Source organism: Pseudomonas khavaziana, assembly GCF_036704165.1.
GTDB lineage: Bacteria > Pseudomonadota > Gammaproteobacteria > Pseudomonadales > Pseudomonadaceae > Aquipseudomonas > Aquipseudomonas khavaziana.
The window spans coordinates 1,547,733-1,569,632 of sequence record NZ_CP129946.1 but is presented as its reverse complement, the minus strand read 5'-3'; the positions used below and the strand labels follow the sequence as shown (position 1 = coordinate 1,569,632).

Below are 21,900 nucleotides of genomic sequence, written 5' to 3'. Positions count from 1 at the left end.
GGGATGTCCTTATCGGGGGCTGATGAGTCGTCCTTGATGGTCTACCACCGGGCCGCTGAAGTGCGCGCCGCCGGCATCCAGCAACAGGCTGGTGCCGCCGACCTGCAAGACGATGCCTTGGGCGTTAAGGGTCAGGTGGGTGGCACCGATCTTGACGTCGACCTGTTCGCGCGAACCGCTGAACGTGGTGGGGCCGTTGACCCAGTTAAAGGTATGGCTGGCGTCGTCGTAGTCGCTTTGGGTGCCGTCTTGATGGCGACGCCTGGTCAGCGTCGCAACGCTGGAGACCGGCGGAAAGCGATCACTGTTGAGGCCGAACAGAGCCACTGACTGCAAGCCGCCCTCCCCGCCACCGTAGTTAAGCAACAGGCATTGTTCACCCACCGTAGGGATGCGGGTTTCGGTTTGTGCACCGGCACTGGGGTTGAAAAAGCGGATCGCCGGGGTAAGCAAATCACCGTGGCTGACCTTGCAGGTATTGCTGGCAGCATCGACCTGCTGGCAAACGCCAATCCGGCAGAAGCTTTCAGCGCGGCGGTAAAGGTCTTCGAGTTGGGTTTCCATTTCCGCCAGGCGTTCGACGATCGGTCCCAATTGCATGCGTAACAGCGCGTCGAACATGGGCTACTCCGCCAGTGGTTTGTATTGGGCCGGGTCGTCGATATTGGAGACGTCCCAGGTGCAGGCAAACAGCGGCTGGCCTGTAGGATCTTCAAGCAACGGCGGCCCCAGATAGAGGGTTTGGGTGAAGGAGACCGTCCAGGTGTCGTAGTCCGCATCAAGGGTGCTGCGCACAGCCGGAGCGGCAACAATATTTGCGGGCAAATCGCACTGTGCCTGGGGCAGGTTCCAACGGTTATCCAGCACAAGGTCCATGAGTTGGCTGGCCAGGTCGCAGGCATCGAACGGCAATGCACCGGGGGCGACCATGGCCCTGAGTGAAATGCTCAGCACGTGAGCCTTGCGCCCTTCGCGAGAGCGAATGCCCGGGCCATTGCCTTCGACGGTGACCTGCACACCGGTTTTTTCAGCGTCGCCCTGGAAGTCCTGATGGCTGCCGACCTTGAGGTCCGGGAAGGCTGCATGAAGCGCAGCGCCCACGGCCTGGGGCAGTTGGGATGGCTTTTCGATAAGCGTCATTTTGAGTAGCGTCCTTGCAACAATTACTGCGGGTCCTGGCCGGAGCCTTGGTTGATCCCGATGCGCTTGGCCGCCCACCGCTCATAAAGGCCGATGGCCACATCAGCACCGGCCATAGCGGTGAGGCAACCAATGGCGCCGGCGGTCCAGATCGACATGCCGGCCGCGTAGCACAGCATCAGCGCCGAAACCCCGCAGACCATGCAGGCCCCGGAGCGCAGCGCCAGACGACGGATCAACGACCAACCACGGGCGCCTTCTTTGTCGGCGCGCCACATTTCTCCCGACACCCCGCCGATCACGGCCAAGACGATCACCAGCCAGATAGGCATTTCCGCTAACGCTTGCTGTTCATTTGTCATGTCACGCCTCCTGGCTGAGCAATTAATAATCCATATTTCATTTACACATGCGTCGATAGGTAGGCATTCCAAAAAGCCCGGTTGCCCGGGCTTTTCAGTAATGCTGTCCTCGAACTTTCGGCGCTACTGGCGCGGTACGGTCCTTTCCTCAATGTTTTTCCGACCACGATCCCTGTCTGCCGGATAACTGCTTCTGGTGCTTTACGCTGCACACCCGGGTCAGTTGCCAACCCTCTGAACCGTCAAGGCCGGTTCATCGCTGCCTGTTTTTGAAGCGTTGAAACTAAAGAGCGTCGGCATCCTTGCCGGTGTTGCCTGGCATCCCTGCCATCGCTTCGATAGCGTCCTTGCCGATGTTGCGTGCCTTCCTTGTCTTCCTTGGCAGCATCCTTGCCGCCTCCACCAGGCCTTGTTGGCTGGCTTGAGGTGAAGAATATGCATGTATGCATATGCAGTCAATGCACAAATGCATTTATTTTTGCTATGGAAATGCACGGATGCATTCGAAGCCTTGCGGGCTTGGGGTTTGGCGGTTTTCTGCGGGCGAAAAAAAACCCGCTCATGGGCGGGTTTCGTCTTACGCGAGGAGGTTAACGGGCGTACATGCCCCACCAGAAAACATGCCCGAGGATGCTGATCTGCTCATCCTGGATATCCTGGAAACTGTAGTCCTCATCCGGATGCTCATCACGGTTGAAACTGCGCAGGCGGATTCCCGAAGGCAGGCGGTAGAGCTGTTTGACCCGAAGTTGGCCGTTGTGGTTGATGGCATACAGATCACCATCGACGATATCGCCGATACCGCTCTTACCGGCATTCACCCCAACCGTGGCGCCGTCGCGCAGTACCGGCAACATGCTGTTGCCGCGCACCGTCACGCACTTGGCCTGGTCGAACTGCACGCCGTTATGCCGCAGGCTGCGCTTGCCGAACCGCAGGCTGGCCTTCTCGCTTTCCTCGATGACGAATCTTCCTGATCCAGCAGCCAATTCAACCTCGCGCAGAAAGGGGATCGACACCTCGTCATCATTGACGGGAGTGTCATCGTCCCACAGGCTTATATCCTTGAGTTCCGAATGCATCGGGTCGCGCCCGTCATCGCGCAACCCACCCACCGCAGCGCGCCCGCGCAGTTGGTCGGTGCTCACGCGAAAATACTCGGCGATGCGCGAGATGTGTTTATCCGACGGATCAACGATCTTGCCGCTGAGGATCCGGGACAGGGTGGATTGAGGCACGCCAGTGCGCCGATGAAGCTCCGTAGGGGAGATTCGGTCGCGATCCAGCAGCTCTCTTAAGACGATAGAAACGTTGCGTTTTTGCATAACGCGGATAGTGACGGGAGTTTTCGGAGTTGGCAAATGCTAATTTGCATATTTATGCATTAAACAGCCAATTCTGTTTACCATGAAACAAAATACTGTATATGCAAACAGTCAATTACCCACTACTCTTGCGGGCGGGCTGATGTCGAGATGCCACGGATATCAGCGTCCCTTGCTTATCGACAATTCAGGGGCTATGTATAAAACTCGTCAATCACCTAGCCAGCAACGACGGAGGTGCTCATGGCTTATTCAGCGCTAGCTGTTGCTAACGCCTTCATTGAACGCGCGAAGGAAGGCAAGGTTTCGGGCCTGACCCCGATGAAGCTGCAGAAACTGCTGTTCTATACGCAGTCCTGGCACTTGCGCGAACGGGACCAGCCCCTTATGGATGACCACTTCGCCCGCTGGCAATATGGCCCGGTCATCCCGTCGCTTTACCATGAGTTGAAATCCTACGGTAATCGCCCGGTGACATCGCTGCTCAGCAACCTGAAGCCCGACGCCGAAGACATTGTCTTCGTGACACCGAGGGTTCCTGAGAGCGATACCTACACCCACCGCTTGATTGACCGGATCATTAACAAATACGGCAAATGGTCCGGCACCCAACTGTCCAACCTTTCCCACGAGGAGGGCACAGCCTGGGCCCTCAAGGGCGCAGACGGTTCCGCCATCGACTGGGAAGACATGGCAACACTCATTCACCCAAAGAGCCGCATCCGTGAGTGAAGAACTCGACAACCTGGAACTCACCCTGCCCCCCGCAGCAGGGCCTGACCAGGACACCCAAGCCGGTGGCGAGCAAGCCATAGGCACCGACGATGAAAGAAGCCAGAACCTCAAAGACCAGAAGGCCGAAAGGCAACTGCGCAAGAAATATGCGGGGCGTGCGTTTTGGTTCGCTGCCTGCGGGGTGATCTTCTGGGCGGTCTTGCTGGTGTGGAATGGGTGGTCGACGTATTACTCGGGTAAAGCGCCGTTCTCGGACAATGTATTGATTGCCATCACTACGGCGACTTCAATCAATTTGTTTGCGGCGTTCCTTGGGGTGATCAGAGGGTTGTTTCCGGCCAGTGGGCGTAAATCCAAATAATCTGTTCCTTCCCCGATACAACCATCTACTCTTGACCAGCTTGCGTTGGGCTGCGCAGCCATCCCAATTTAATAAGGATTAGATATGCTGCGCAAAAGTCAGATCATCACCATCCCTGCACTGCTCGGAACGATATTTTTGCTCACTGGTTGTCCACCGCCAGCCGAATTCACACAGTGGCAGCGCACGTCCACAACAGTCGATGGCGTAAAGGCTGCGATGGCGGAATGTGGCGACCCTGTAGGCGGTTCACTGACTCGCTACCCCATAAACGAAGAAGTGATCCATTTTCAGTGTATGCAGCGCCTCGGTTTTACCCGTAAAGACGATTTCAAATTCTGTGAAATCATGAAGGACGTTCCGGCCTGTGTAGAAGAAAGAATAGGTCGTCCACTGAGTCTGTCCGAGCTTGAAGCGCTGCCGTTTGGCGATGATGAAGGTTTTTATCCAATAAAACCTGACTCTGGCCGGTACGAGAGTATGCAGATCACCTGGCGAAAAATAGGTGCATCACCGCACTTCTCGGTGCAACTGGCTAACGATAAGGAAGCGCTGCCGGTCATGTACGCCTGCGGATACCCGAAACCGCTGGGGTCAAACCTGGCCGTCGCCAGCATCGGGCGCACAGCCAAGGCGCAACGCTGCATGATTGATCATGGCTTTGAACCCAAGCATGAAATGACGCTGGTTTGCCTGCCTTATCCACAAGTGACGGGCTGCAAAAACAACGCTGAGGCCCCGATCAGCGCTATAAACCGCTGACTTGGGGGTGTTGCTGTCTGAACGGTTAGCGCGACATGAGCCCCCCACCCCGACCTCGCGTGTCAGCCTTGCCGTCATCGCAAAAAATGCTGAGCCAAGCGCCCCGTTTGCCACATCACTTTCAACAAATTTGCCTATTACCCGCTGAGAGAAAACACTGCGTCCTCTCACACCCCCGACGATGCAGCAGTAAGGGCTGGAAGTGGTCTCAGACCAAGAAACGCAAGGGCCACGCCAATTTTCTGTTTAAAACCAAGGCATCGAATAGGATGCTTGAGGGCTCAAGAATCCGCGCAAAAATGGCGTGGTGTTAGACAGATATTTCCCTTAATGATCTGCGGGGAAGGTGCCGGGTTGGGTGTTGACGCATCCTGCCCGGCCGCTCCTTTTACTTCGATGTAGAAACTTCTTTTACGTAATCCTGACAGGCCCGTAAGGCGATCAATCCTTGATCAGCCGAACCTCGCATGGTCGCGGCCCGGCTGCGTTTGTAAGCGACATACGAATCTCGTTGCGGGCCTTGAGCAATTCGTCGGTAGAGCGGTATTCCAATGTGCGGTCGCTGTAGAGCACGGTCTTTTCAGCGCGTGCGATGGAGCTCAATGGCTTCGAGGTGCTCTGGCGTGAAGGGAGTTGAACAATGCTTCTAATAATCCGGGGGAATAACAAAGAGTGCTAAGAATCATAAAAAACTGTCATTTCCGACAGTTACAGATTCTATACAAATCATGCCAACTAACACTCACAACAAAAACCACCAATAAAAAATTCCGCAATATGTGAGGAGATTTAAGATGACCTATGTAGTGACTGACAACTGTATAAACTGCAAATATACCGACTGCGTTATGGTATGCCCGGTAAATTGCTTTCACGAGGGTCAAAATTTTATAGTAATAGATCCTGATGAATGCATTGAGTGCGCTGCGTGCGTACAAGAATGCGCAGCGGGTGCTATTTTCCGCGAAGACGCACTACCTCTTGGAATGGAAAATTTCAAAAAACTCAATGCGGAATTAGCTAGGGACTGGCCCAAAATCACCAGAAACAAACCTGCACATCCAGATGCCAATCGATGGGTATATATGGATAACAAACTTCAACATTTAATACGTTGACATAAGGAAACCCACCTTTCGTCTGCTTATCGTCTATTAAGATCGCCGCTACTGGAGCTACGACGCTGTAAGAGTGAACTTGCGCGTGCAGGCACGGCAACCACAACTGCCTGCACCTGTTGCGACGGACGGTTCAATACTGGCGTAGTTCTTTCGTTATCGTCGACAACGCTCACTCTGACCCGATGACCAAGGAGACGGACCGTTATGCCTGGGCTTCGCATTACTTGCAGGAAATAGTCAAGGCGGTAGTTGATGATGTGGTGAAGGTGTTGGATTCGCCGGTTAATACTCAGTAAGCCGCGAAAATAGAAAAGGCGGGTAACCGCTAACCTCTGGCGCCGCCGCCCCTTTAGTGAATGATATCGGGGCGGCACCGCTTTTGCTTTTTACCTACCCGTTTGCGACCTGCGTCCCCCCGACCTCGCGTGTTAACCTTGCCGCCATCGCAAAAAATGCTGGGCCAAGCGCCCCTTTGCCCCATCACTTTCAACGAATTTGCCTACTACCCAATGAGTAAAAACACTTCAGACCTGTCCTCCCACACCCCGATGATGCAGCAGTACTGGCGCCTGAAAAACCAGCACCCTGATCAGTTGATGTTCTATCGCATGGGCGACTTCTACGAGATCTTCTATGAAGACGCGAAGAAGGCCGCCAAGCTGCTGGACATCACCCTGACCGCGCGCGGGCAGTCGGCGGGGCAGTCGATTCCGATGTGTGGGATACCTTATCACTCCTTGGAAGGCTACCTGGTCAAGCTGGTCAAGCTCGGCGAGTCGGTGGTGATCTGTGAACAGATCGGTGACCCGGCCACCAGCAAAGGGCCGGTGGAACGCCAGGTGGTGCGCATTATTACCCCGGGCACGGTGAGTGATGAGGCGTTGCTGGATGAGCGTCGCGACAACCTGATCGCTGCGGTATTGGGTGATGAACGGCTGTTCGGCCTCTCGGTGCTGGATATCACCAGCGGCAATTTCAGCGTGCTGGAGATCAAGGGCTGGGAGAACCTGCTCGCGGAACTTGAACGTATCAATCCGGTGGAGTTGTTGATCCCGGATGATTGGCCCAAGGACTTGCCAGCCGAAAAGCGTCGTGGGACCAAGCGTCGTGCGCCGTGGGATTTCGAGCGTGATTCGGCGCTGAAGAGTCTGTGCCAGCAGTTCTCGGTGCAAGACCTTAAAGGCTTTGGCTGCGAAACCCTGACATTGGCCATCGGCGCCGCCGGTTGCCTGCTCAGCTACGCCAAGGAAACCCAGCGCACCGCCCTGCCGCACTTGCGCAGCCTGCGTCATGAGCGTCTGGACGATACCGTGGTGCTCGATGGCGCCAGCCGTCGCAACCTGGAATTGGACACCAACCTGGCCGGCGGGCGCGATAACACCCTGCAATCGGTGGTCGACCGTTGCCAGACCGCCATGGGCAGCCGCTTGCTGACCCGTTGGCTGAACCGTCCGCTACGGGACTTGACCGTGCTGCAAGCGCGTCAGACGTCTATTACCTGCCTGCTGGACGGCTATCGCTTTGAAAAGCTGCAGCCACAACTGAAAGAAATCGGCGATATCGAACGTATCCTGGCGCGGATCGGCCTGCGCAATGCGAGGCCCCGCGACTTGGCGCGCCTGCGTGATGCCTTGAGTGCCCTGCCGCAGTTGCAAGTGGCGATGACCGAACTGGACACGCCGCACCTGCAACAGCTGGCGGTGACTGCCGGCACTTACCCGGACCTCGCAGCACTGCTGGAAAAAGCCATCATCGACAACCCGCCCGCGATCATCCGTGATGGCGGCGTGTTGAAAACCGGCTACGACAGTGAGCTGGATGAGCTGCAATCCCTGAGCGAAAACGCCGGGCAGTTCCTTATTGATCTGGAAGCCCGCGAAAAAGCGCGCACCGGCCTGGCGAACCTTAAGGTCGGTTATAACCGGGTGCACGGCTACTTCATCGAGCTGCCGAGCAAGCAAGCCGAGTCGGCGCCTATCGACTATCAACGCCGCCAGACCCTCAAGGGCGCCGAGCGTTTTATTACCCCTGAGCTCAAAGAGTTCGAGGACAAGGCGCTGTCGGCCAAGAGCCGCGCCCTGGCCCGGGAAAAGATGCTCTACGAAGCCTTGCTCGAGGACCTGATCAGCCGCCTGGCGCCATTGCAGGACACTGCCGCCGCCCTGGCGGAGCTGGATGTACTGAGCAACCTCGCCGAACGAGCGCTGAACCTTGACCTGAACTGTCCACGATTTGTCAGCGAGCCCTGCATGCGCATTGTGCAGGGCCGACACCCAGTGGTGGAGCAGGTATTGACCACGCCGTTCGTCGCCAACGACCTGTCGCTGGACGACGATACCCGCATGTTGGTGATCACCGGTCCGAACATGGGCGGTAAATCCACCTACATGCGTCAGACCGCCTTGATTGTGCTGTTGGCGCATATCGGCAGCTTTGTGCCGGCAGCCAGCTGCGAGCTGTCCCTGGTAGACCGCATCTTCACGCGGATCGGTTCCAGCGATGACCTGGCCGGCGGCCGTTCGACCTTCATGGTGGAAATGAGCGAGACCGCCAACATCCTGCACAACGCAACCGAACGTAGCCTGGTGCTGATGGATGAAGTGGGCCGCGGCACCAGCACCTTCGACGGCCTGTCCCTGGCCTGGGCGGCGGCCGAGCGCCTGGCGCATTTGCGCGCCTATACGCTGTTTGCCACCCACTACTTCGAACTGACGGTGTTGCCGGAAAGCGAACCGTTGGTGGCCAACGTGCACCTCAATGCCACTGAGCACAATGAGCGCATCGTGTTCCTGCACCACGTGCTTCCAGGGCCAGCCAGCCAGAGTTACGGCCTGGCCGTGGCGCAGCTGGCCGGTGTGCCGAACGACGTGATCATCCGCGCCCGTGAGCACCTCAGCCGCCTGGAAACCACGGCCCTGCCCCATGAAACGGTGGTCGCCAGCCCGGCCAAGGCCAGCAAGAAACCCGCCGCGCCGCACCAGAGCGATCTGTTCGCCAGCCTGCCCCATCCGGTACTGGATGAGTTGTCCAAGCTTGACCTGGATGACTTGACACCGCGTAAAGCGCTCGAAATGTTATATGCACTGAAGACTCGGATATAACGCAGACGCTTGCAAGCTGGTAGACTCTCGCGCGGTTTGGGATGCTGTGGGCTTTTAGCCTGGCCTGCAGACTATCGCTCCCAAACCTCGCGAGCCCCGCCGGAAGGGGTTTCGCTGCCGCCGCCTGAGGAGAAAATTAGAAATGACCTTCGTCGTCACCGACAACTGCATCAAGTGCAAGTACACCGACTGCGTAGAAGTGTGTCCGGTGGACTGCTTCTACGAAGGCCCGAACTTCCTGGTTATCCACCCGGATGAGTGCATTGACTGCGCCCTGTGTGAGCCGGAATGCCCGGCCGTCGCGATTTTCTCCGAGGACGAAGTCCCGGCGGAGATGCAGGAGTTTATTCAGTTGAACGTGGAGCTGGCGGGAATCTGGCCGAATATCACTGAGAAGAAAGATCCGCTGCCCGATGCCGCGGAGTGGGATGGCAAGAAAGGTAAGATTGCAGACCTCGAGCGCTGATAGCGTCGTCGCCCTCTAAAAGGCCCCTTGCGGGCCTTTTTGCGTTTCTGAAGGACGCGTTTTACTTTTCTGCAGACGAAAAAAGGGGCGGTATGACCCGCCCACATTTTTCCCTAGTCCCTTTATTCCTTTTCATCATCCTGATGAATCGCATCCTGCGACGTTCCTTCAAACCATCGTTCCTTGATGGCCGTGTCAATCCGTGGACACAGGACTGATCTTAGAGGGTTCAATGAGAAGTTCAACGTGATCCAACGTGCGAACTGACACGCGCTTACAGCAAAATTAATATAAATAATTGTTATATTTCAATTAGATAGAAAAAACTCGCACGTATTTGAGACGTACATACCCAGCAAAAAAACCAAACACTTACGAGAAAGTAAGCAAATGCTTACACGCCCAATTGGGTAATGCGCGAAGTAGCGTCCTTGACCTGTGAGCGGGCGAAAAAAAGCCCCGACAATGTCGCAATGCCGTTCAGTTAAGCGTATACCGCCCTCTGTAGGAGCGAGCTTGCTCGCGAAAAACGTCAACGATAACGCGTGCTTCCTGAATGAACGCGGCGCCTATGAGTTTTTCGCGAGCAAGCTCGCTCCTACAAAATGCCTTAACTGAACAGCATTACCGACAATGTCGAGGCTTTTGTCCGTCGACTGGATCAGTCGTCGCTGACCGTAATGGTTGGCATCGCAGGGGCAGCCGCTTCTTGTAGGACAATGCGCGCGCCCACATGACGAGCCAGTTCCTGATAGATCATCGCGACCTGCCCATCGGGCTCGGCCGCTACAGTGGGTTTGCCGCCATCGGCCTGTTCGCGGATATCCATCGACAGCGGCAACGAGGCGAGCAGTTCGACACCGTATTGAGTCGCAAGCTTCTCGCCACCGCCCTCACCAAACAGATGCTCGGCATGACCACAGTTGGAGCAGATGTGTACCGCCATGTTTTCCACAACGCCCAGCACCGGAATATTGACCTTGCGGAACATCTCCACGCCTTTCCTGGCGTCCAGCAGCGCCAGGTCCTGAGGCGTGGTAACGATCACCGCCCCCGCCACCGGGACTTTCTGCGCCAGGGTGAGCTGGATGTCACCAGTGCCTGGCGGCATGTCGATCACCAGGTAGTCGAGGTCGCCCCAGGCCGTCTGCGTGACCAGTTGCAGCAACGCACCGGAGACCATCGGCCCCCGCCAGACCATCGGTGTGTTGTCATCGGTAAGAAAGGCCATGGACATCACTTCCACGCCCAGCGACTCGATGGGCACGAACCATTTCTGGTCCTTGACCTTAGGCCGCGTGCCTTCGGCGATACCGAACATCACGCCTTGGCTCGGCCCATAGATATCGGCATCGAGAATGCCCACCCGTGCACCTTCCCGGGCCAGGGCCAGGGCCAGGTTGGCCGCGGTGGTGGATTTACCCACGCCGCCCTTGCCGGAGGCCACCGCCACCACGTTCTTGACATTGGCCAAGCCTGGGATCTGCGCCTGAGCCTTGTGCGGCGCGATTACACACCGGATGTCGACCTTGGCCGAACTCACGCCGTCCAGGCCCTCGATACCCATTTGCAGCATCTGCGCCCAACCGCTTTTGAACAGGCCGGCGGCATAGCCCAGCTCCAGTTGGACCGACACCTGGTCACCCTGGACCTCGATGGCACGTACGCAACCGGCACTGACCGGGTCCTGGTTCAAATAAGGGTCGGTGTACTGGCGAAGAACGGCTTCCACCGCTGCGCGATTGACGGCGCTCATGGGCTACTCCCGAAAAAAGACTGACTGAAACAGGCGGCTATCCTAACCGTTCCGGCCGCCGAACGGCATGCTTTCTAAGCGGCCGAAAATTCTGAAACAGCCTCACGGGGTGAAATAAATTTCCCGGCGCTTTATAGTGGCCGACCTCCGTTTCATCAAGTAGCCGAGCCCCATGTCCGAGCCACGCAAGATCCTCGTCACCAGCGCCCTGCCCTATGCCAATGGTTCCATCCATCTTGGCCATATGCTTGAGTACATCCAGACCGATATGTGGGTGCGCTTCCAGAAGCATCGCGGCAATCAATGCATTTATGTCTGCGCGGACGACGCCCACGGTTCGGCCATCATGTTGCGCGCCGAAAAGGAAGGCATCACCCCGGAACAACTGATCGCCAACGTGCAGGCTGAACACAGCGCCGACTTTGCCGAGTTCCTGGTGGACTTCGACAACTTCCACTCGACCCATTCCGAAGAAAACCGCGAGCTGTCGAGCCAGATCTACAAGCGCTTGCGTGACGCCGGGCACATTGCCACGCGCTCGATCACCCAGTATTTCGACCCGGACAAGAAAATGTTCCTGGCCGACCGTTTCATCAAGGGCACCTGCCCGAAATGCGGCACCGAAGATCAGTATGGCGACAACTGCGAGAAGTGCGGTGCCACCTACGCGCCGACTGACCTGAAGAATCCGAAATCGGCCATTTCAGGTGCCACCCCGGTGCTCAAGGATTCCCAGCACTTCTTCTTCAAGCTCCCGGATTTCCAGCAGATGCTGCAAACCTGGACCCGCAGCGGCACCCTGCAGGACGCGGTGGCCAACAAGATCGCCGAGTGGCTGGATGCTGGCCTGCAACAGTGGGACATCTCCCGCGATGCGCCTTACTTCGGTTTCGAGATCCCGGACGAGCCGGGCAAATACTTCTATGTGTGGCTGGATGCGCCGATCGGCTACATGGCCAGCTTCAAGAACCTGTGCGACCGCACGCCGGAGCTGGACTTCGACGCGTTCTGGGCCAAGGACTCCACCGCCGAGCTGTACCACTTCATCGGCAAGGACATCGTCAACTTCCACGCGCTGTTCTGGCCGGCGATGCTCGAAGGCTCGGGCTACCGCAAGCCAACCGGCATCGCAGTGCACGGCTACCTCACGGTCAACGGCCAGAAGATGTCCAAGTCTCGCGGCACCTTCATCAAGGCGCGCACCTACCTGGATCACCTGTCGCCGGAATACCTGCGCTATTACTACGCCTCCAAGCTGGGCCGTGGTGTCGACGACCTGGACCTGAACCTGGAAGATTTCGTACAGAAGGTCAACTCGGACCTGGTCGGCAAAGTCGTCAACATTGCCAGCCGTTGCGCCGGGTTTATCCACAAGGGCAACGCCGGAGTAATGGTGGCGGAAAACGCCGCGCCGGAACTGACTGAAGCCTTCCTGGCGGCCGCACCAAGCATTGCCGAGGCCTATGAAGCCCGTGACTTTGCCCGCGCCATGCGCGAGATCATGGGCCTGGCCGACCGTGCCAACGCCTGGATCGCCGACAAAGCGCCCTGGTCGCTGAACAAGCAGGAAGGCAAGGAAGCTGAAGTCCAGGCGATCTGCGCCACTGGCGTCAACCTGTTCCGCCAGCTGGTGATCTTCCTCAAGCCGGTGCTGCCATTATTGGCCGCCGACGCCGAGGCGTTCCTCAATGTGGCTCCCTTGACCTGGGCCGACCATGCCACGTTGCTCAGCAACCATCAGTTGAACGCGTTCAAGCCGCTGATGACCCGTATCGACCCGGTGAAAGTCCAAGCCATGACCGACGCTTCGAAAGAAGACCTGATTGCCAGCCAGACCGATACCGGGCAATCCTCACCTGCGGGCAATGGCGAGCTGGCCAAGGACCCGATTTCCCCGGAAATCGATTTCGACGCCTTTGCCGCCGTGGACCTGCGCGTAGCGTTGATTATCAAGGCCGAAGCCGTGGAAGGTGCCGACAAGTTGCTGCGCCTGACGCTGGACATCGGTGACGAACAGCGCAACGTGTTCTCCGGGATCAAGAGCGCTTATCCGGACCCGTCCAAGCTCGATGGTCGCCTGACCATGATGATCGCCAACCTCAAGCCACGGAAAATGAAGTTTGGCATTTCCGAAGGCATGGTGATGGCGGCCGGCCCCGGCGGCGAGGAAATCTACCTGCTGAGCCCGGACAGCGGCGCCAAGCCGGGTCAACGTATCAAGTAAATCCTGTAAAATGCCCCGCCGTTTCAGCGACGGGGCTTTTCAGCTTGCCCACCTCACAGGGCCGGGCGTCAACGCTATGATCAACGCATGAACCTCATTCAACGTATCGACGCGCTGCTACCGCAGACTCAATGCGGCAAGTGCGGGCACCCGGGGTGCAAGCCTTACGCCGAGGGCATCGCTGAAGGCGAGGCAATCAACAAGTGCCCGCCGGGTGGGCACGAGACCATCGCCGGCCTCGCCCACTTGCTACGCGTGCCGGTGCTGGACCTGGATACCAGCCGCGGGGAAGCCCCGGCCCAGATCGCCTATATCCGCGAAGCCGAATGCATCGGTTGCACCAAGTGCATCCAGGCTTGCCCGGTAGACGCGATCGTTGGCGCCGCCAAATTGATGCATACAGTGATAATCGACGAGTGCACCGGTTGCGACCTGTGCGTTGCACCCTGCCCTGTCGACTGTATTGAAATGCGCCCAGGGGTCGGCGTCATGCCAATAGTGGGTGGCCTGGCGGCCAACGATCTCGAGCGCCATGAACGTGACCTCAAGCGTGATCGGGCACGCAGGCGCTATGAACAACGCAAAGCGCGCCTGCACCGGGAAGAAGAACACAAGCTCGCTGAACGCCTGGCACGGGCCAAGCGCTCGGCGCCGATGGACGCGATACCTGTAGATGACCGTCAGGTTGTTCAGGATGCGGCAATCAAGAAAGCCAAGATCACCGTCGCGATGAGCCGCGCCCAGCTGTACAAATCCTTAAAGGCGTTTGGCCATCCACCGACTTTTGAGCAGCAGTCGCAACTGATCGTCCTGCAACGGCACTTCGAAGCCGCGGAGCAGGCACTGGCTGTGCTTGAGGTTGACAGCCCGCCAGCGATAGCAATATCCAAGGATCCAGCGCTCAAGCGTGCCAAGATCCAACTGGCCACGCGTCGCGCTGAATTGAAAAAGGCGCAGGAACAACGTGCTGACACTCTGCAACTGGCCATATTGAGTGCCGCGCTGACCGCCGCCGAGCACAGCCTGCATGAAGCCGAAGCCGCCTCCGAGCAACCGCGACCGTCTTTGCAGCGTATAGAAAAACGCCCTATCGACAGCCAACTGCGCCGGTTGAAAACCGCGTTGGCCTACGCTCGCGCAGATGTCAGCAGGTTACAACGCCAACCGGCCCTATCTGTAGATGAATTGAACGCCGCACGGCGTAGGCTGGACGAGGCAGAGCGGCAGCTGCAAGCCCATAGACCAGGCTCAGAATGAGTCAGGGGCGGTTGCTAGTCGACATGGCCGCCATCACATTGATACCTGCCAGGTTTAGGCCTGGGCTTTTTAAATGACGTAGACCACCCGCAAGGAATCGCTCTGCCCATGAACGCCGCAAAACGCCTGGAAATTTTCCGCAGGTTTCACGAAGAAAATCCGGAACCCAAAACCGAGCTGGCCTACTCCTCGCCGTTCGAATTACTGATTGCGGTGATCCTGTCGGCCCAATCCACCGACGTTGGCGTCAACAAGGCGACGGCCAAGTTGTACCCGGTGGCGAATACCCCCGCAGCGATCTATGCCCTCGGCGTGGAAGGCTTGTCCGAATATATCAAGACCATTGGCCTGTACAACAGCAAAGCCAAGAACGTGATCGAAACATGCCGCCTGCTGTTGGAGTTGCACGGTGGCGAGGTACCCCAAACGCGGGAAGCCCTTGAGGCCTTGCCGGGCGTAGGGCGTAAGACGGCTAATGTCGTGCTCAATACGGCATTCCGGCAACTGACCATGGCGGTGGACACGCACATTTTCCGCGTCAGTAACCGAACCGGTATTGCACGCGGGAAGAATGTGGTCGAGGTGGAAAAACAACTGATGAAGTTCGTACCCAAGCCGTATCTACTCGACTCCCACCACTGGCTTATCCTGCACGGGCGCTACGTTTGCCAGGCGCGCAAGCCACGCTGCGGCAGCTGTCGTATCGAAGACCTGTGTGAATACAAGGACAAGACGTCCGACGATTGAGCAATCATTAGGTTTCTTGATCAGTCGATTGAAAAAATCTTTTTTACCCACCCGCGGATTATCGCTATAAGGAGCCCCAACGGCAGTCTTAGCCTGGAGTTAACCTTATGAGCACTGGCAAAGAACAACTGGAAGTGGACGACGACCTCGTTGAGTCGGACGACGACGTGGGAGAGGCACCTGTGGCAGAGGTGGCCAAGACCAATTTGAGCAAACGCCGCACTATCGACAATCTTCTGGAAGAGCGACGCTTGCAAAAACAGCTGGCCGATTACGACTTCGATTTCTGATCGAGGCGTCAACGACCGGAAGCCTCCCTGACGGAGGCTTTTTTCTGCCGGTTACACGGGTGTATGAGCGGTGCAATGCCCTCCTAGACCAGTCCGTTGCGCTGGGCCAGTTCGATCAGGTCCACCAGGGAGCGGGCATTGAGCTTGAGTAGTAGGCGAGTCTTGTAGGTACTGACGGTTTTATTGCTGAGGAACATGCCGTCGGCAATTTCCTTGTTCGTTTTGCCACGGGCCAATTGTTGCAGCACCATCATCTCTCGACCTGACAGGCGTTCGACCATATCGGCTTCACTGGCGTTGCCCATGGTTGAGCGCACCGAGTTCAGCGCCTGGTTCGGGAAGTAGCTGTAGCCGGAAAGCACCGCCTTGATGGCACTCAACAGCTCTGTCAGATCCTGCTGCTTGCACACATAGCCCGCCGCCCCCGCCTGCATGCAGCGCATGGAAAAATGGCCGGGAGCCTGTGACGTCAGCACCAGCACCTTGAACGATACAGCCTGCTTGGTTGAAGCCAGCCGGCAAATTACTTCCAGGCCATCGAGCTTGGGAATTCCTATATCCAGTATGACAATGTCCGGCATATGTTCCCGTGCAAGTTGCAATGCATCGACACCGTTATCAGTCTCGGCAACGACCTCATAACCATGACGCTCCATTAGCATGCGCACAGCAAGACGAATGACGGGATGATCATCCACGATCAGCACTTTATTCATGAGAAAGTCCAATTTCGCTGTTCGAATTATTTAGAGCAAGCACAATAGCCTAGTCGATTACTAGTTGGCATAGCATTCACCCCCGAGCAACAGTAGGCAGAGACCCAACCCACAAGAAGATAGGAATTAGCCTACAAAAAATCGCCAGCTTAGAGGTGTGTGGTTTTATGCTTCCTTTCAGAACTTTCTCGGCACATACATATTTTGAGTGAAATATCCTTGCCACAAACCACAAAAGGTAAACGCACCGCACATGACTTTCAGGAAACGCCCCTTGTTTCTCACGAAGGCGCATGCAAAGTGACGCGCACACTCCATTTACGCTAGTTCCATTTAACATATTTACATACACTCAAAATTCCTACAGAAAATTCAACAATCCACATACCATCAGCACTTATATGAGTGAATTTTCTGTCAGAAATAGTTCCTCTTCAGATGTAAAAAATGATTCACCCCAAAAAATAAAAAGACAACAACCGAAATCATCCTTGCAAGTTGCGGAAAAACTTACAAAGGCTAAACGCCAATAAACATCAACACCCACTTTAACGCTTGCCTACCAATATCCAGGCAAAAAAAATGGCCCCTTGAACAAGGGGCCACTTTCACAACACGTCTAACAATCAGAACAACGAGCGGCCCTTGTTGGCAGCAATACGCATGCGCAGTGCGTTCAACTTGATAAAGCCGGCCGCATCCGCCTGGTTGTAGGCCCCGCCGTCTTCTTCGAAGGTGGCGATGTTGGAGTCGAACAGCGACTCATCGGACTTGCGGCCCGTAACAATCACATTGCCCTTGTACAGCTTCAGGCGTACGACGCCATTCACGTGAGCCTGGGAAGCGTCGATCATCTGTTGCAGCATCAAGCGCTCAGGGCTCCACCAGTAGCCGGTGTAGATCAGGCTGGCGTATTTAGGCATCAGCTCGTCTTTGAGGTGGGCCACTTCACGGTCCAGGGTGATGGACTCGATAGCGCGGTGGGCGCGCAGCATGATGGTGCCGCCTGGGGTTTCGTAGCAGCCACGGGACTTCATGCCGACGTAGCGGTTCTCGACGATGTCCAGGCGCCCGATGCCGTGCTGGCCGCCGATCCGGTTCAAGGTTGCCAGTACGGTGGCCGGGGTCATTTCAACGCCGTCCAGCGCCACGATATCGCCGTTACGGTAGGTCAGTTCCAGGTATTGCGGCTTGTCAGGAGCGTTCTCCGGGGAGACGGTCCATTTCCACATATCTTCTTCATGCTCGGTCCAGGTGTCTTCCAGCACACCGCCTTCATAAGAAATGTGCAGCAGGTTGGCATCCATCGAGTACGGCGACTTCTTCTTGCCATGGCGTTCGATCGGAATGCCGTGCTTTTCAGCGTAGTCCATCAGCTTTTCACGGGACAGCAGGTCCCATTCCCGCCACGGCGCAATCACTTTGACCCCTGGTTTGAGTGCGTAGGCACCCAGTTCGAAACGGACCTGGTCGTTGCCCTTGCCGGTGGCGCCATGGGAAATGGCGTCGGCGCCGGTTTCGTTGGCGATCTCGATCAGACGCTTGGCGATCAGCGGACGTGCGATGGAGGTACCCAGCAGGTACTCGCCTTCATAGACAGTGTTGGCGCGAAACATCGGGAAGACGAAATCGCGGACGAACTCTTCGCGCAGGTCGTCAATGTAGATCTCTTTCACGCCCATGGCTTGCGCCTTGGCACGTGCAGGTTCGACCTCTTCGCCCTGACCCAGGTCAGCGGTGAAGGTCACCACTTCACAGTTATAAGTATCCTGCAGCCACTTGAGGATCACCGAAGTGTCCAGGCCGCCGGAATACGCGAGAACGACCTTGTTTACGTCGGCCATGCCATCACTCCACGGGGTTGTACGGAAAGGCGACGATTCTACCGATCAAAACCGTGAAATTACAGGGGCGCGACAGCAAATGAAGATAAAGCGACAGATTATGTTGAGTAGGCGACCGATAGTCGCACCTTATGATGTGGCTGCAGGATTGCTCGGCGCAGTGGCCTGGGATGCCGGTTTCTCGGGGGCCGCTACCCGCTCGAGCTGGATATTCACACGACGGTTGCGGGCGCGGTTGGCCGCATTGGTGTTGGGCGCCAAAGGATAGCTTTCGCCATGGAACCGCAGGGTTATCTGCGATTCTGCGATGCCGTTGGCCTTGAAATAGTCCATCACCGCCAAGGCGCGCCGGCGCGAGACATCGCGATTGGTCAGTCGGTTGCCACTGTTATCCGAATGGCCGTTCAACTCGACGTGATTGACCGTAGGGTCGGCTTTCATGAATGCAAGAATCACCGACAGCTTCTTCTTGGCAGCCGCGTCCAGTTCGATGCCGCCACCAGGAAAGCCGATTTCAGTCTGTTTGACCTGGTCATAATTCATTGGCAGCAGCTTGGTGGTGCACAACTGATAGTCGTTGTAGGCCTTGTTGAACTTCACCGGCAGCAGGCGAATTTCCGAATAACCGTCCTCACGCCCGTAATGCCGTACGGTCGGGCTACGCCCTTCGAGCAGCCCGGTGAACAGACGCCCGGCCTGGGCCTGGGAGCTGTTGAACAATACGTCACCACTGCCGACACGTACGGCGCCGAGATTGATATCCCCTCGACCCGGCTGCCAGGGCGCAGCAGCAGCCAACAAAGTCGCCGAGCCTGCGCCGAACGAACCGTTATAGGCCTTCAAGCGAAACGTCGCCTGTTCACCGGCGCGGCGCACGAATTCGCCGGAGCCGAAATCAGTGATCGGCTGGGTCAGGCGGCACTCGAACTGGTCACCCTCTACCTTCCACTCAATATTCTCCAGGCGGGTCTGGAACGTGAGGGCCATTGCAGGCAGGCTGGCGAACACACTGAGCAGGGCTAGGTAATGCTGGCGCACGGGAGGCTCCACTGGTTTCTACAACACTTCAAAGCGTCATACATCGTTAAGGCATACCCGGGGATATCGGTCGCATCCGGCAAAACTTGATAGCGAGTGCCTGCAAGAGTCTTTTCCGGTAGCATTCCCACCAGATTGACCCGCCTGGAATCCCCAATGTCCGACCGCCTGACCCTGCTGCGTCCCGACGACTGGCATATTCATCTTCGCGATGGTGCTGCGTTACCCCAAACCGTGGCCGATGTGGCGCGCACGTTTGGCCGTGCCATCATCATGCCTAACTTGGTACCTCCGGTCCGCAATGCCGCAGAAGCCGACGCCTATCGCCAGCGCATCCTCGCTGCACGACCGGCCGGCAGCCGCTTTGAACCGTTGATGGTGCTCTACCTGACCGACCGCACCCAGCCTGACGAAATTCGTCAGGCCAAGGCCAGCGGCTTCGTACACGCCGCCAAGCTGTACCCGGCCGGCGCGACTACCAACTCCGATTCCGGCGTGACCAGCATCGACAAGATCATGCCAGCCATTGAAGCCATGGCCGACGTCGGCATGCCATTGTTGATCCACGGGGAAGTCACCCGTGGCGATGTGGATGTGTTCGATCGCGAGAAAATCTTCATCGACGAGCATATGCGTCGTCTGGTCGAGCTTTTCCCGACGCTCAAGGTAGTGTTCGAACACATCACCACCGCCGACGCCGTGCAGTTCGTCACCGAGGCCTCGGCCAACGTTGGCGCGACCATCACTGCCCATCACCTGCTCTACAACCGCAACCACATGCTGGTGGGCGGGATCCGGCCGCATTTCTATTGCCTGCCGATTCTCAAGCGCAATACCCACCAAGTGGCTTTGCTGGATGCCGCCACCAGCGGCAGCCCCAAGTTCTTCCTCGGCACCGACTCCGCTCCCCACGCACAGCACGCCAAGGAAGCCGCGTGCGGGTGCGCCGGTTGCTACACCGCGTTTGCCGCCATCGAGTTGTATGCCGAGGCGTTCGAACAACGTAATGCCTTGGATAAGCTCGAAGGTTTCGCCAGCCTCAATGGCCCGCGTTTCTACGGCCTGCCGGCAAATACCGACCGCATCACCCTGGTTCGTGAAGACTGGACCGCCCCTGCCAGCCTGCCATTCGGCGAGCTGACCGTTATCCCGCTGCGCGCCGGTGAAACACTGCGCTGGCGCCTGCTGGAGGAAAGCAAGTGAGTGAAGACCATTACGACGACGAACAAGAGCACAGTGGCGGGGGTTCCCGTCACCCGATGGCCGAGCGGTTTCGCGGCTATCTGCCAGTTGTCATCGACGTAGAAACCGGTGGTTTCAATTGCGCGACCGACGCCTTGTTGGAAATCGCCGCTACCACTATCGGCATGGATGAACACGGTTTTGTGTTCCCGGAACATACCCACTTCTTCCGCGTCGAGCCATTCGAAGGCGCCAATATCGAAGCGGCAGCCCTGGAGTTTACCGGCATCAAGCTCGACCACCCGCTGCGCATGGCGGTGAGCGAAGAAGCGGCGTTGACTGATATCTTCCGTGGTGTGCGCAAAGCGTTGAAGGCCAATGGCTGCAAACGCGCGATCCTGGTGGGCCACAACAGCAGCTTCGACCTGGGCTTTCTGAATGCTGCCGTGGCGCGACTGGACATGAAGCGCAATCCTTTTCACCCGTTCTCCAGCTTCGACACCGCCACCCTTGCCGGTCTGGCGTATGGCCAGACCGTGTTGGCCAAAGCCTGTCAGGCCGCCGGTATCGACTTCGACGGCCGTGAGGCTCACTCGGCCCGCTACGATACCGAGAAGACTGCCGAGCTGTTCTGCGGCATCGTCAATCGCTGGAAGCAGATGGGCGGCTGGGAAGACTTCAACGATTGAAGTTGAACCCTGCACATAAAAAAACCGGCCCTCTCAGGCCGGTTTTTTTGTACCGTGAAACTGGCGCTTACAGCTTGCCGGCGTTCTCGGTCAGGTAAGCAGCAACACCTTCTGGCGAGGCGTTCATGCCCTTGTCGCCTTTTTTCCAGTTGGCTGGGCAGACTTCGCCGTGCTCTTCGTGGAATTGCAGGGCGTCGACCAAACGAATCAGCTCTTCCATGTTACGACCCAGCGGCAGATCGTTGATGATCTGCGAGCGCACTACGCCCTTGTCGTCAATCAGGAACGCGCCACGGAAGGCTACGCCGCCTTCGGACTCAACGTCGTAGGCCTTGGCGATGTCGTGCTTCATATCGGCAGCCATGGTGTATTTGACTTTGCCAATGCCACCATCATTGATGGCAGTGTTGCGCCAGGCGTTGTGAGTGAAGTGGGAGTCGATGGAAACAGCCACCACTTCAACGTTGCGCGCCTTGAAATCGTCCATGCGGTGATCCAGGGCGATCAGCTCTGAAGGGCAGACGAAGGTGAAGTCCAGCGGGTAGAAGAACACCAGGCCGTATTTGCCTTTGATGGCTTCAGACAGTTTGAAGCTGTCAACGATTTCGCCATTGCCGAGGACGGCGGGGACGTCGAAATCCGGGGCTTGTTTACCGACGAGTACGCTCATTGGATATCTCCTGATGTAGGGATGACGATTGAAGCAAAAGGACCGGTCGAGTCTGCCCGTGGAATCTGACAGAAACATGACCCAATCACGCTTCGTGAAGACCGACCATCATAC

Annotated in this window: 22 protein-coding genes and 1 pseudogene; 13 read left to right on the top strand and 10 right to left on the bottom strand. The window is 57.2% G+C overall.

The window, feature by feature from the left end:
* Window positions 1–9: 9 nt before the first annotated feature.
* From QYQ93_RS06790 to QYQ93_RS06775, 4 genes are all read right to left on the bottom strand, one after another.
* Window positions 10–621 (bottom strand): phage baseplate assembly protein V, encoded by a 612-nt coding sequence (locus QYQ93_RS06790; RefSeq protein WP_043048847.1) that lies wholly within the window; start codon window positions 619–621, stop codon window positions 10–12.
* Window positions 622–624: 3 nt separating this feature from the next.
* Window positions 625–1,140 (bottom strand): hypothetical protein, encoded by a 516-nt coding sequence (locus QYQ93_RS06785; protein ID WP_338476590.1) that lies wholly within the window; start codon window positions 1,138–1,140, stop codon window positions 625–627.
* A gap of 23 nt (window positions 1,141–1,163) precedes the next feature.
* Entirely contained in the window at window positions 1,164–1,502 is a 339-nt protein-coding gene (locus tag QYQ93_RS06780) for a phage holin family protein (protein ID WP_043048845.1), read from the bottom strand.
* Window positions 1,503–2,092: 590 nt separating this feature from the next.
* Window positions 2,093–2,836 carry a LexA family transcriptional regulator gene (locus QYQ93_RS06775; RefSeq protein ID WP_172833446.1) on the bottom strand — a complete coding sequence of 248 codons (744 nt, stop codon included), beginning with the start codon at window positions 2,834–2,836 and terminating at the stop codon, window positions 2,093–2,095.
* 234 nt (window positions 2,837–3,070) lie between these two features.
* Here QYQ93_RS06775 and QYQ93_RS06770 point away from each other — a divergent pair, with 234 nt between their 5' ends.
* The 3 genes from QYQ93_RS06770 (at window position 3,071) to QYQ93_RS06760 (ending at window position 4,685) form a co-directional block, all read left to right on the top strand.
* On the top strand, window positions 3,071–3,559 hold the full coding sequence (locus tag QYQ93_RS06770) for a Panacea domain-containing protein (RefSeq protein ID WP_043048841.1): 489 nt from the start codon (window positions 3,071–3,073) through the stop codon (window positions 3,557–3,559).
* A complete protein-coding gene (locus QYQ93_RS06765; protein ID WP_043048839.1) occupies window positions 3,552–3,923 on the top strand; it encodes a hypothetical protein in 372 nt (123 codons plus the stop codon). The genes QYQ93_RS06770 and QYQ93_RS06765 overlap by 8 nt, the downstream gene beginning before the upstream one ends.
* Window positions 3,924–4,007: 84 nt before the next feature.
* A complete protein-coding gene (locus tag QYQ93_RS06760) occupies window positions 4,008–4,685 on the top strand; it encodes a hypothetical protein (protein WP_338476588.1) in 678 nt (225 codons plus the stop codon).
* 441 nt (window positions 4,686–5,126) lie between these two features.
* Here QYQ93_RS06760 and QYQ93_RS28525 read toward each other — a convergent pair whose 3' ends face one another.
* Window positions 5,127–5,258: a phage head-tail joining protein gene (locus QYQ93_RS28525; protein WP_419178675.1), complete on the bottom strand. Its 132-nt coding sequence runs from the start codon at window positions 5,256–5,258 to the stop codon at window positions 5,127–5,129.
* A 221-nt stretch (window positions 5,259–5,479) separates the two neighbouring features.
* On the opposite strand from QYQ93_RS28525, the gene fdxA (QYQ93_RS06755) reads away from it, so the two are divergent.
* The 4 genes and pseudogenes from fdxA (QYQ93_RS06755) (at window position 5,480) to fdxA (QYQ93_RS06740) (ending at window position 9,373) form a co-directional block, all read left to right on the top strand.
* Window positions 5,480–5,803, top strand: coding sequence for a ferredoxin FdxA (gene fdxA / locus QYQ93_RS06755; protein WP_080889058.1), 324 nt, complete (start codon window positions 5,480–5,482; stop codon window positions 5,801–5,803).
* A gap of 170 nt (window positions 5,804–5,973) precedes the next feature.
* Window positions 5,974–6,102 (top strand): annotated as a pseudogene (locus QYQ93_RS06750) (DUF3077 domain-containing protein); the annotation flags it as partial.
* A 213-nt stretch (window positions 6,103–6,315) separates the two neighbouring features.
* Window positions 6,316–8,907 carry a DNA mismatch repair protein MutS gene (mutS, locus tag QYQ93_RS06745; protein WP_043048909.1) on the top strand — a complete coding sequence of 864 codons (2,592 nt, stop codon included), beginning with the start codon at window positions 6,316–6,318 and terminating at the stop codon, window positions 8,905–8,907.
* A 142-nt stretch (window positions 8,908–9,049) separates the two neighbouring features.
* Window positions 9,050–9,373, top strand: coding sequence for a ferredoxin FdxA (gene fdxA / locus QYQ93_RS06740; protein ID WP_043048836.1), 324 nt, complete (start codon window positions 9,050–9,052; stop codon window positions 9,371–9,373).
* Between the two features lie 661 nt (window positions 9,374–10,034).
* On the opposite strand, the gene apbC is transcribed toward fdxA (QYQ93_RS06740), so the two are convergent.
* Window positions 10,035–11,129, bottom strand: a complete 1,095-nt coding sequence (gene apbC / locus QYQ93_RS06735) for an iron-sulfur cluster carrier protein ApbC (RefSeq protein ID WP_043048835.1) — start codon at window positions 11,127–11,129, stop codon at window positions 10,035–10,037.
* Between the two features lie 172 nt (window positions 11,130–11,301).
* Here apbC and metG point away from each other — a divergent pair, with 172 nt between their 5' ends.
* The 4 genes from metG to QYQ93_RS06715 all read left to right on the top strand — a co-directional run bounded on the left by metG (window position 11,302) and on the right by QYQ93_RS06715 (window position 15,647).
* Window positions 11,302–13,353: a methionine--tRNA ligase gene (gene metG / locus QYQ93_RS06730; RefSeq protein ID WP_124411635.1), complete on the top strand. Its 2,052-nt coding sequence runs from the start codon at window positions 11,302–11,304 to the stop codon at window positions 13,351–13,353.
* An 87-nt stretch (window positions 13,354–13,440) separates the two neighbouring features.
* Window positions 13,441–14,610 carry an electron transport complex subunit RsxB gene (gene rsxB / locus QYQ93_RS06725; RefSeq protein WP_338476586.1) on the top strand — a complete coding sequence of 390 codons (1,170 nt, stop codon included), beginning with the start codon at window positions 13,441–13,443 and terminating at the stop codon, window positions 14,608–14,610.
* Window positions 14,611–14,718: 108 nt separating this feature from the next.
* Complete coding sequence (gene nth, locus QYQ93_RS06720; protein WP_338476585.1) at window positions 14,719–15,357, top strand: endonuclease III; 639 nt, start codon at window positions 14,719–14,721, stop codon at window positions 15,355–15,357.
* Window positions 15,358–15,464: 107 nt separating this feature from the next.
* Window positions 15,465–15,647: a PA3496 family putative envelope integrity protein gene (locus tag QYQ93_RS06715; RefSeq protein WP_043048831.1), complete on the top strand. Its 183-nt coding sequence runs from the start codon at window positions 15,465–15,467 to the stop codon at window positions 15,645–15,647.
* Between the two features lie 83 nt (window positions 15,648–15,730).
* Here QYQ93_RS06715 and QYQ93_RS06710 read toward each other — a convergent pair whose 3' ends face one another.
* From QYQ93_RS06710 to QYQ93_RS06700, 3 genes are all read right to left on the bottom strand, one after another.
* Window positions 15,731–16,363 (bottom strand): response regulator transcription factor, encoded by a 633-nt coding sequence (locus QYQ93_RS06710; protein WP_003188986.1) that lies wholly within the window; start codon window positions 16,361–16,363, stop codon window positions 15,731–15,733.
* Window positions 16,364–16,989: 626 nt separating this feature from the next.
* A complete protein-coding gene (locus QYQ93_RS06705) occupies window positions 16,990–18,207 on the bottom strand; it encodes an argininosuccinate synthase (protein ID WP_034118348.1) in 1,218 nt (405 codons plus the stop codon).
* 129 nt (window positions 18,208–18,336) lie between these two features.
* A complete protein-coding gene (locus QYQ93_RS06700; protein WP_338476584.1) occupies window positions 18,337–19,245 on the bottom strand; it encodes a flagellar protein MotY in 909 nt (302 codons plus the stop codon).
* Window positions 19,246–19,401: 156 nt separating this feature from the next.
* Between QYQ93_RS06700 and pyrC the strand changes: the two genes are divergently transcribed.
* Both pyrC and rnt read left to right on the top strand, forming a co-directional pair.
* Window positions 19,402–20,448, top strand: coding sequence for a dihydroorotase (gene pyrC, locus QYQ93_RS06695; RefSeq protein WP_043048829.1), 1,047 nt, complete (start codon window positions 19,402–19,404; stop codon window positions 20,446–20,448).
* Window positions 20,445–21,116 carry a ribonuclease T gene (rnt, locus tag QYQ93_RS06690; protein WP_043048828.1) on the top strand — a complete coding sequence of 224 codons (672 nt, stop codon included), beginning with the start codon at window positions 20,445–20,447 and terminating at the stop codon, window positions 21,114–21,116. The genes pyrC and rnt overlap by 4 nt, the downstream gene beginning before the upstream one ends.
* Before the next feature lie 67 nt (window positions 21,117–21,183).
* Here rnt and QYQ93_RS06685 read toward each other — a convergent pair whose 3' ends face one another.
* Window positions 21,184–21,786: a peroxiredoxin gene (locus tag QYQ93_RS06685; RefSeq protein ID WP_003172097.1), complete on the bottom strand. Its 603-nt coding sequence runs from the start codon at window positions 21,784–21,786 to the stop codon at window positions 21,184–21,186.
* Window positions 21,787–21,900 lie beyond the last annotated feature (114 nt).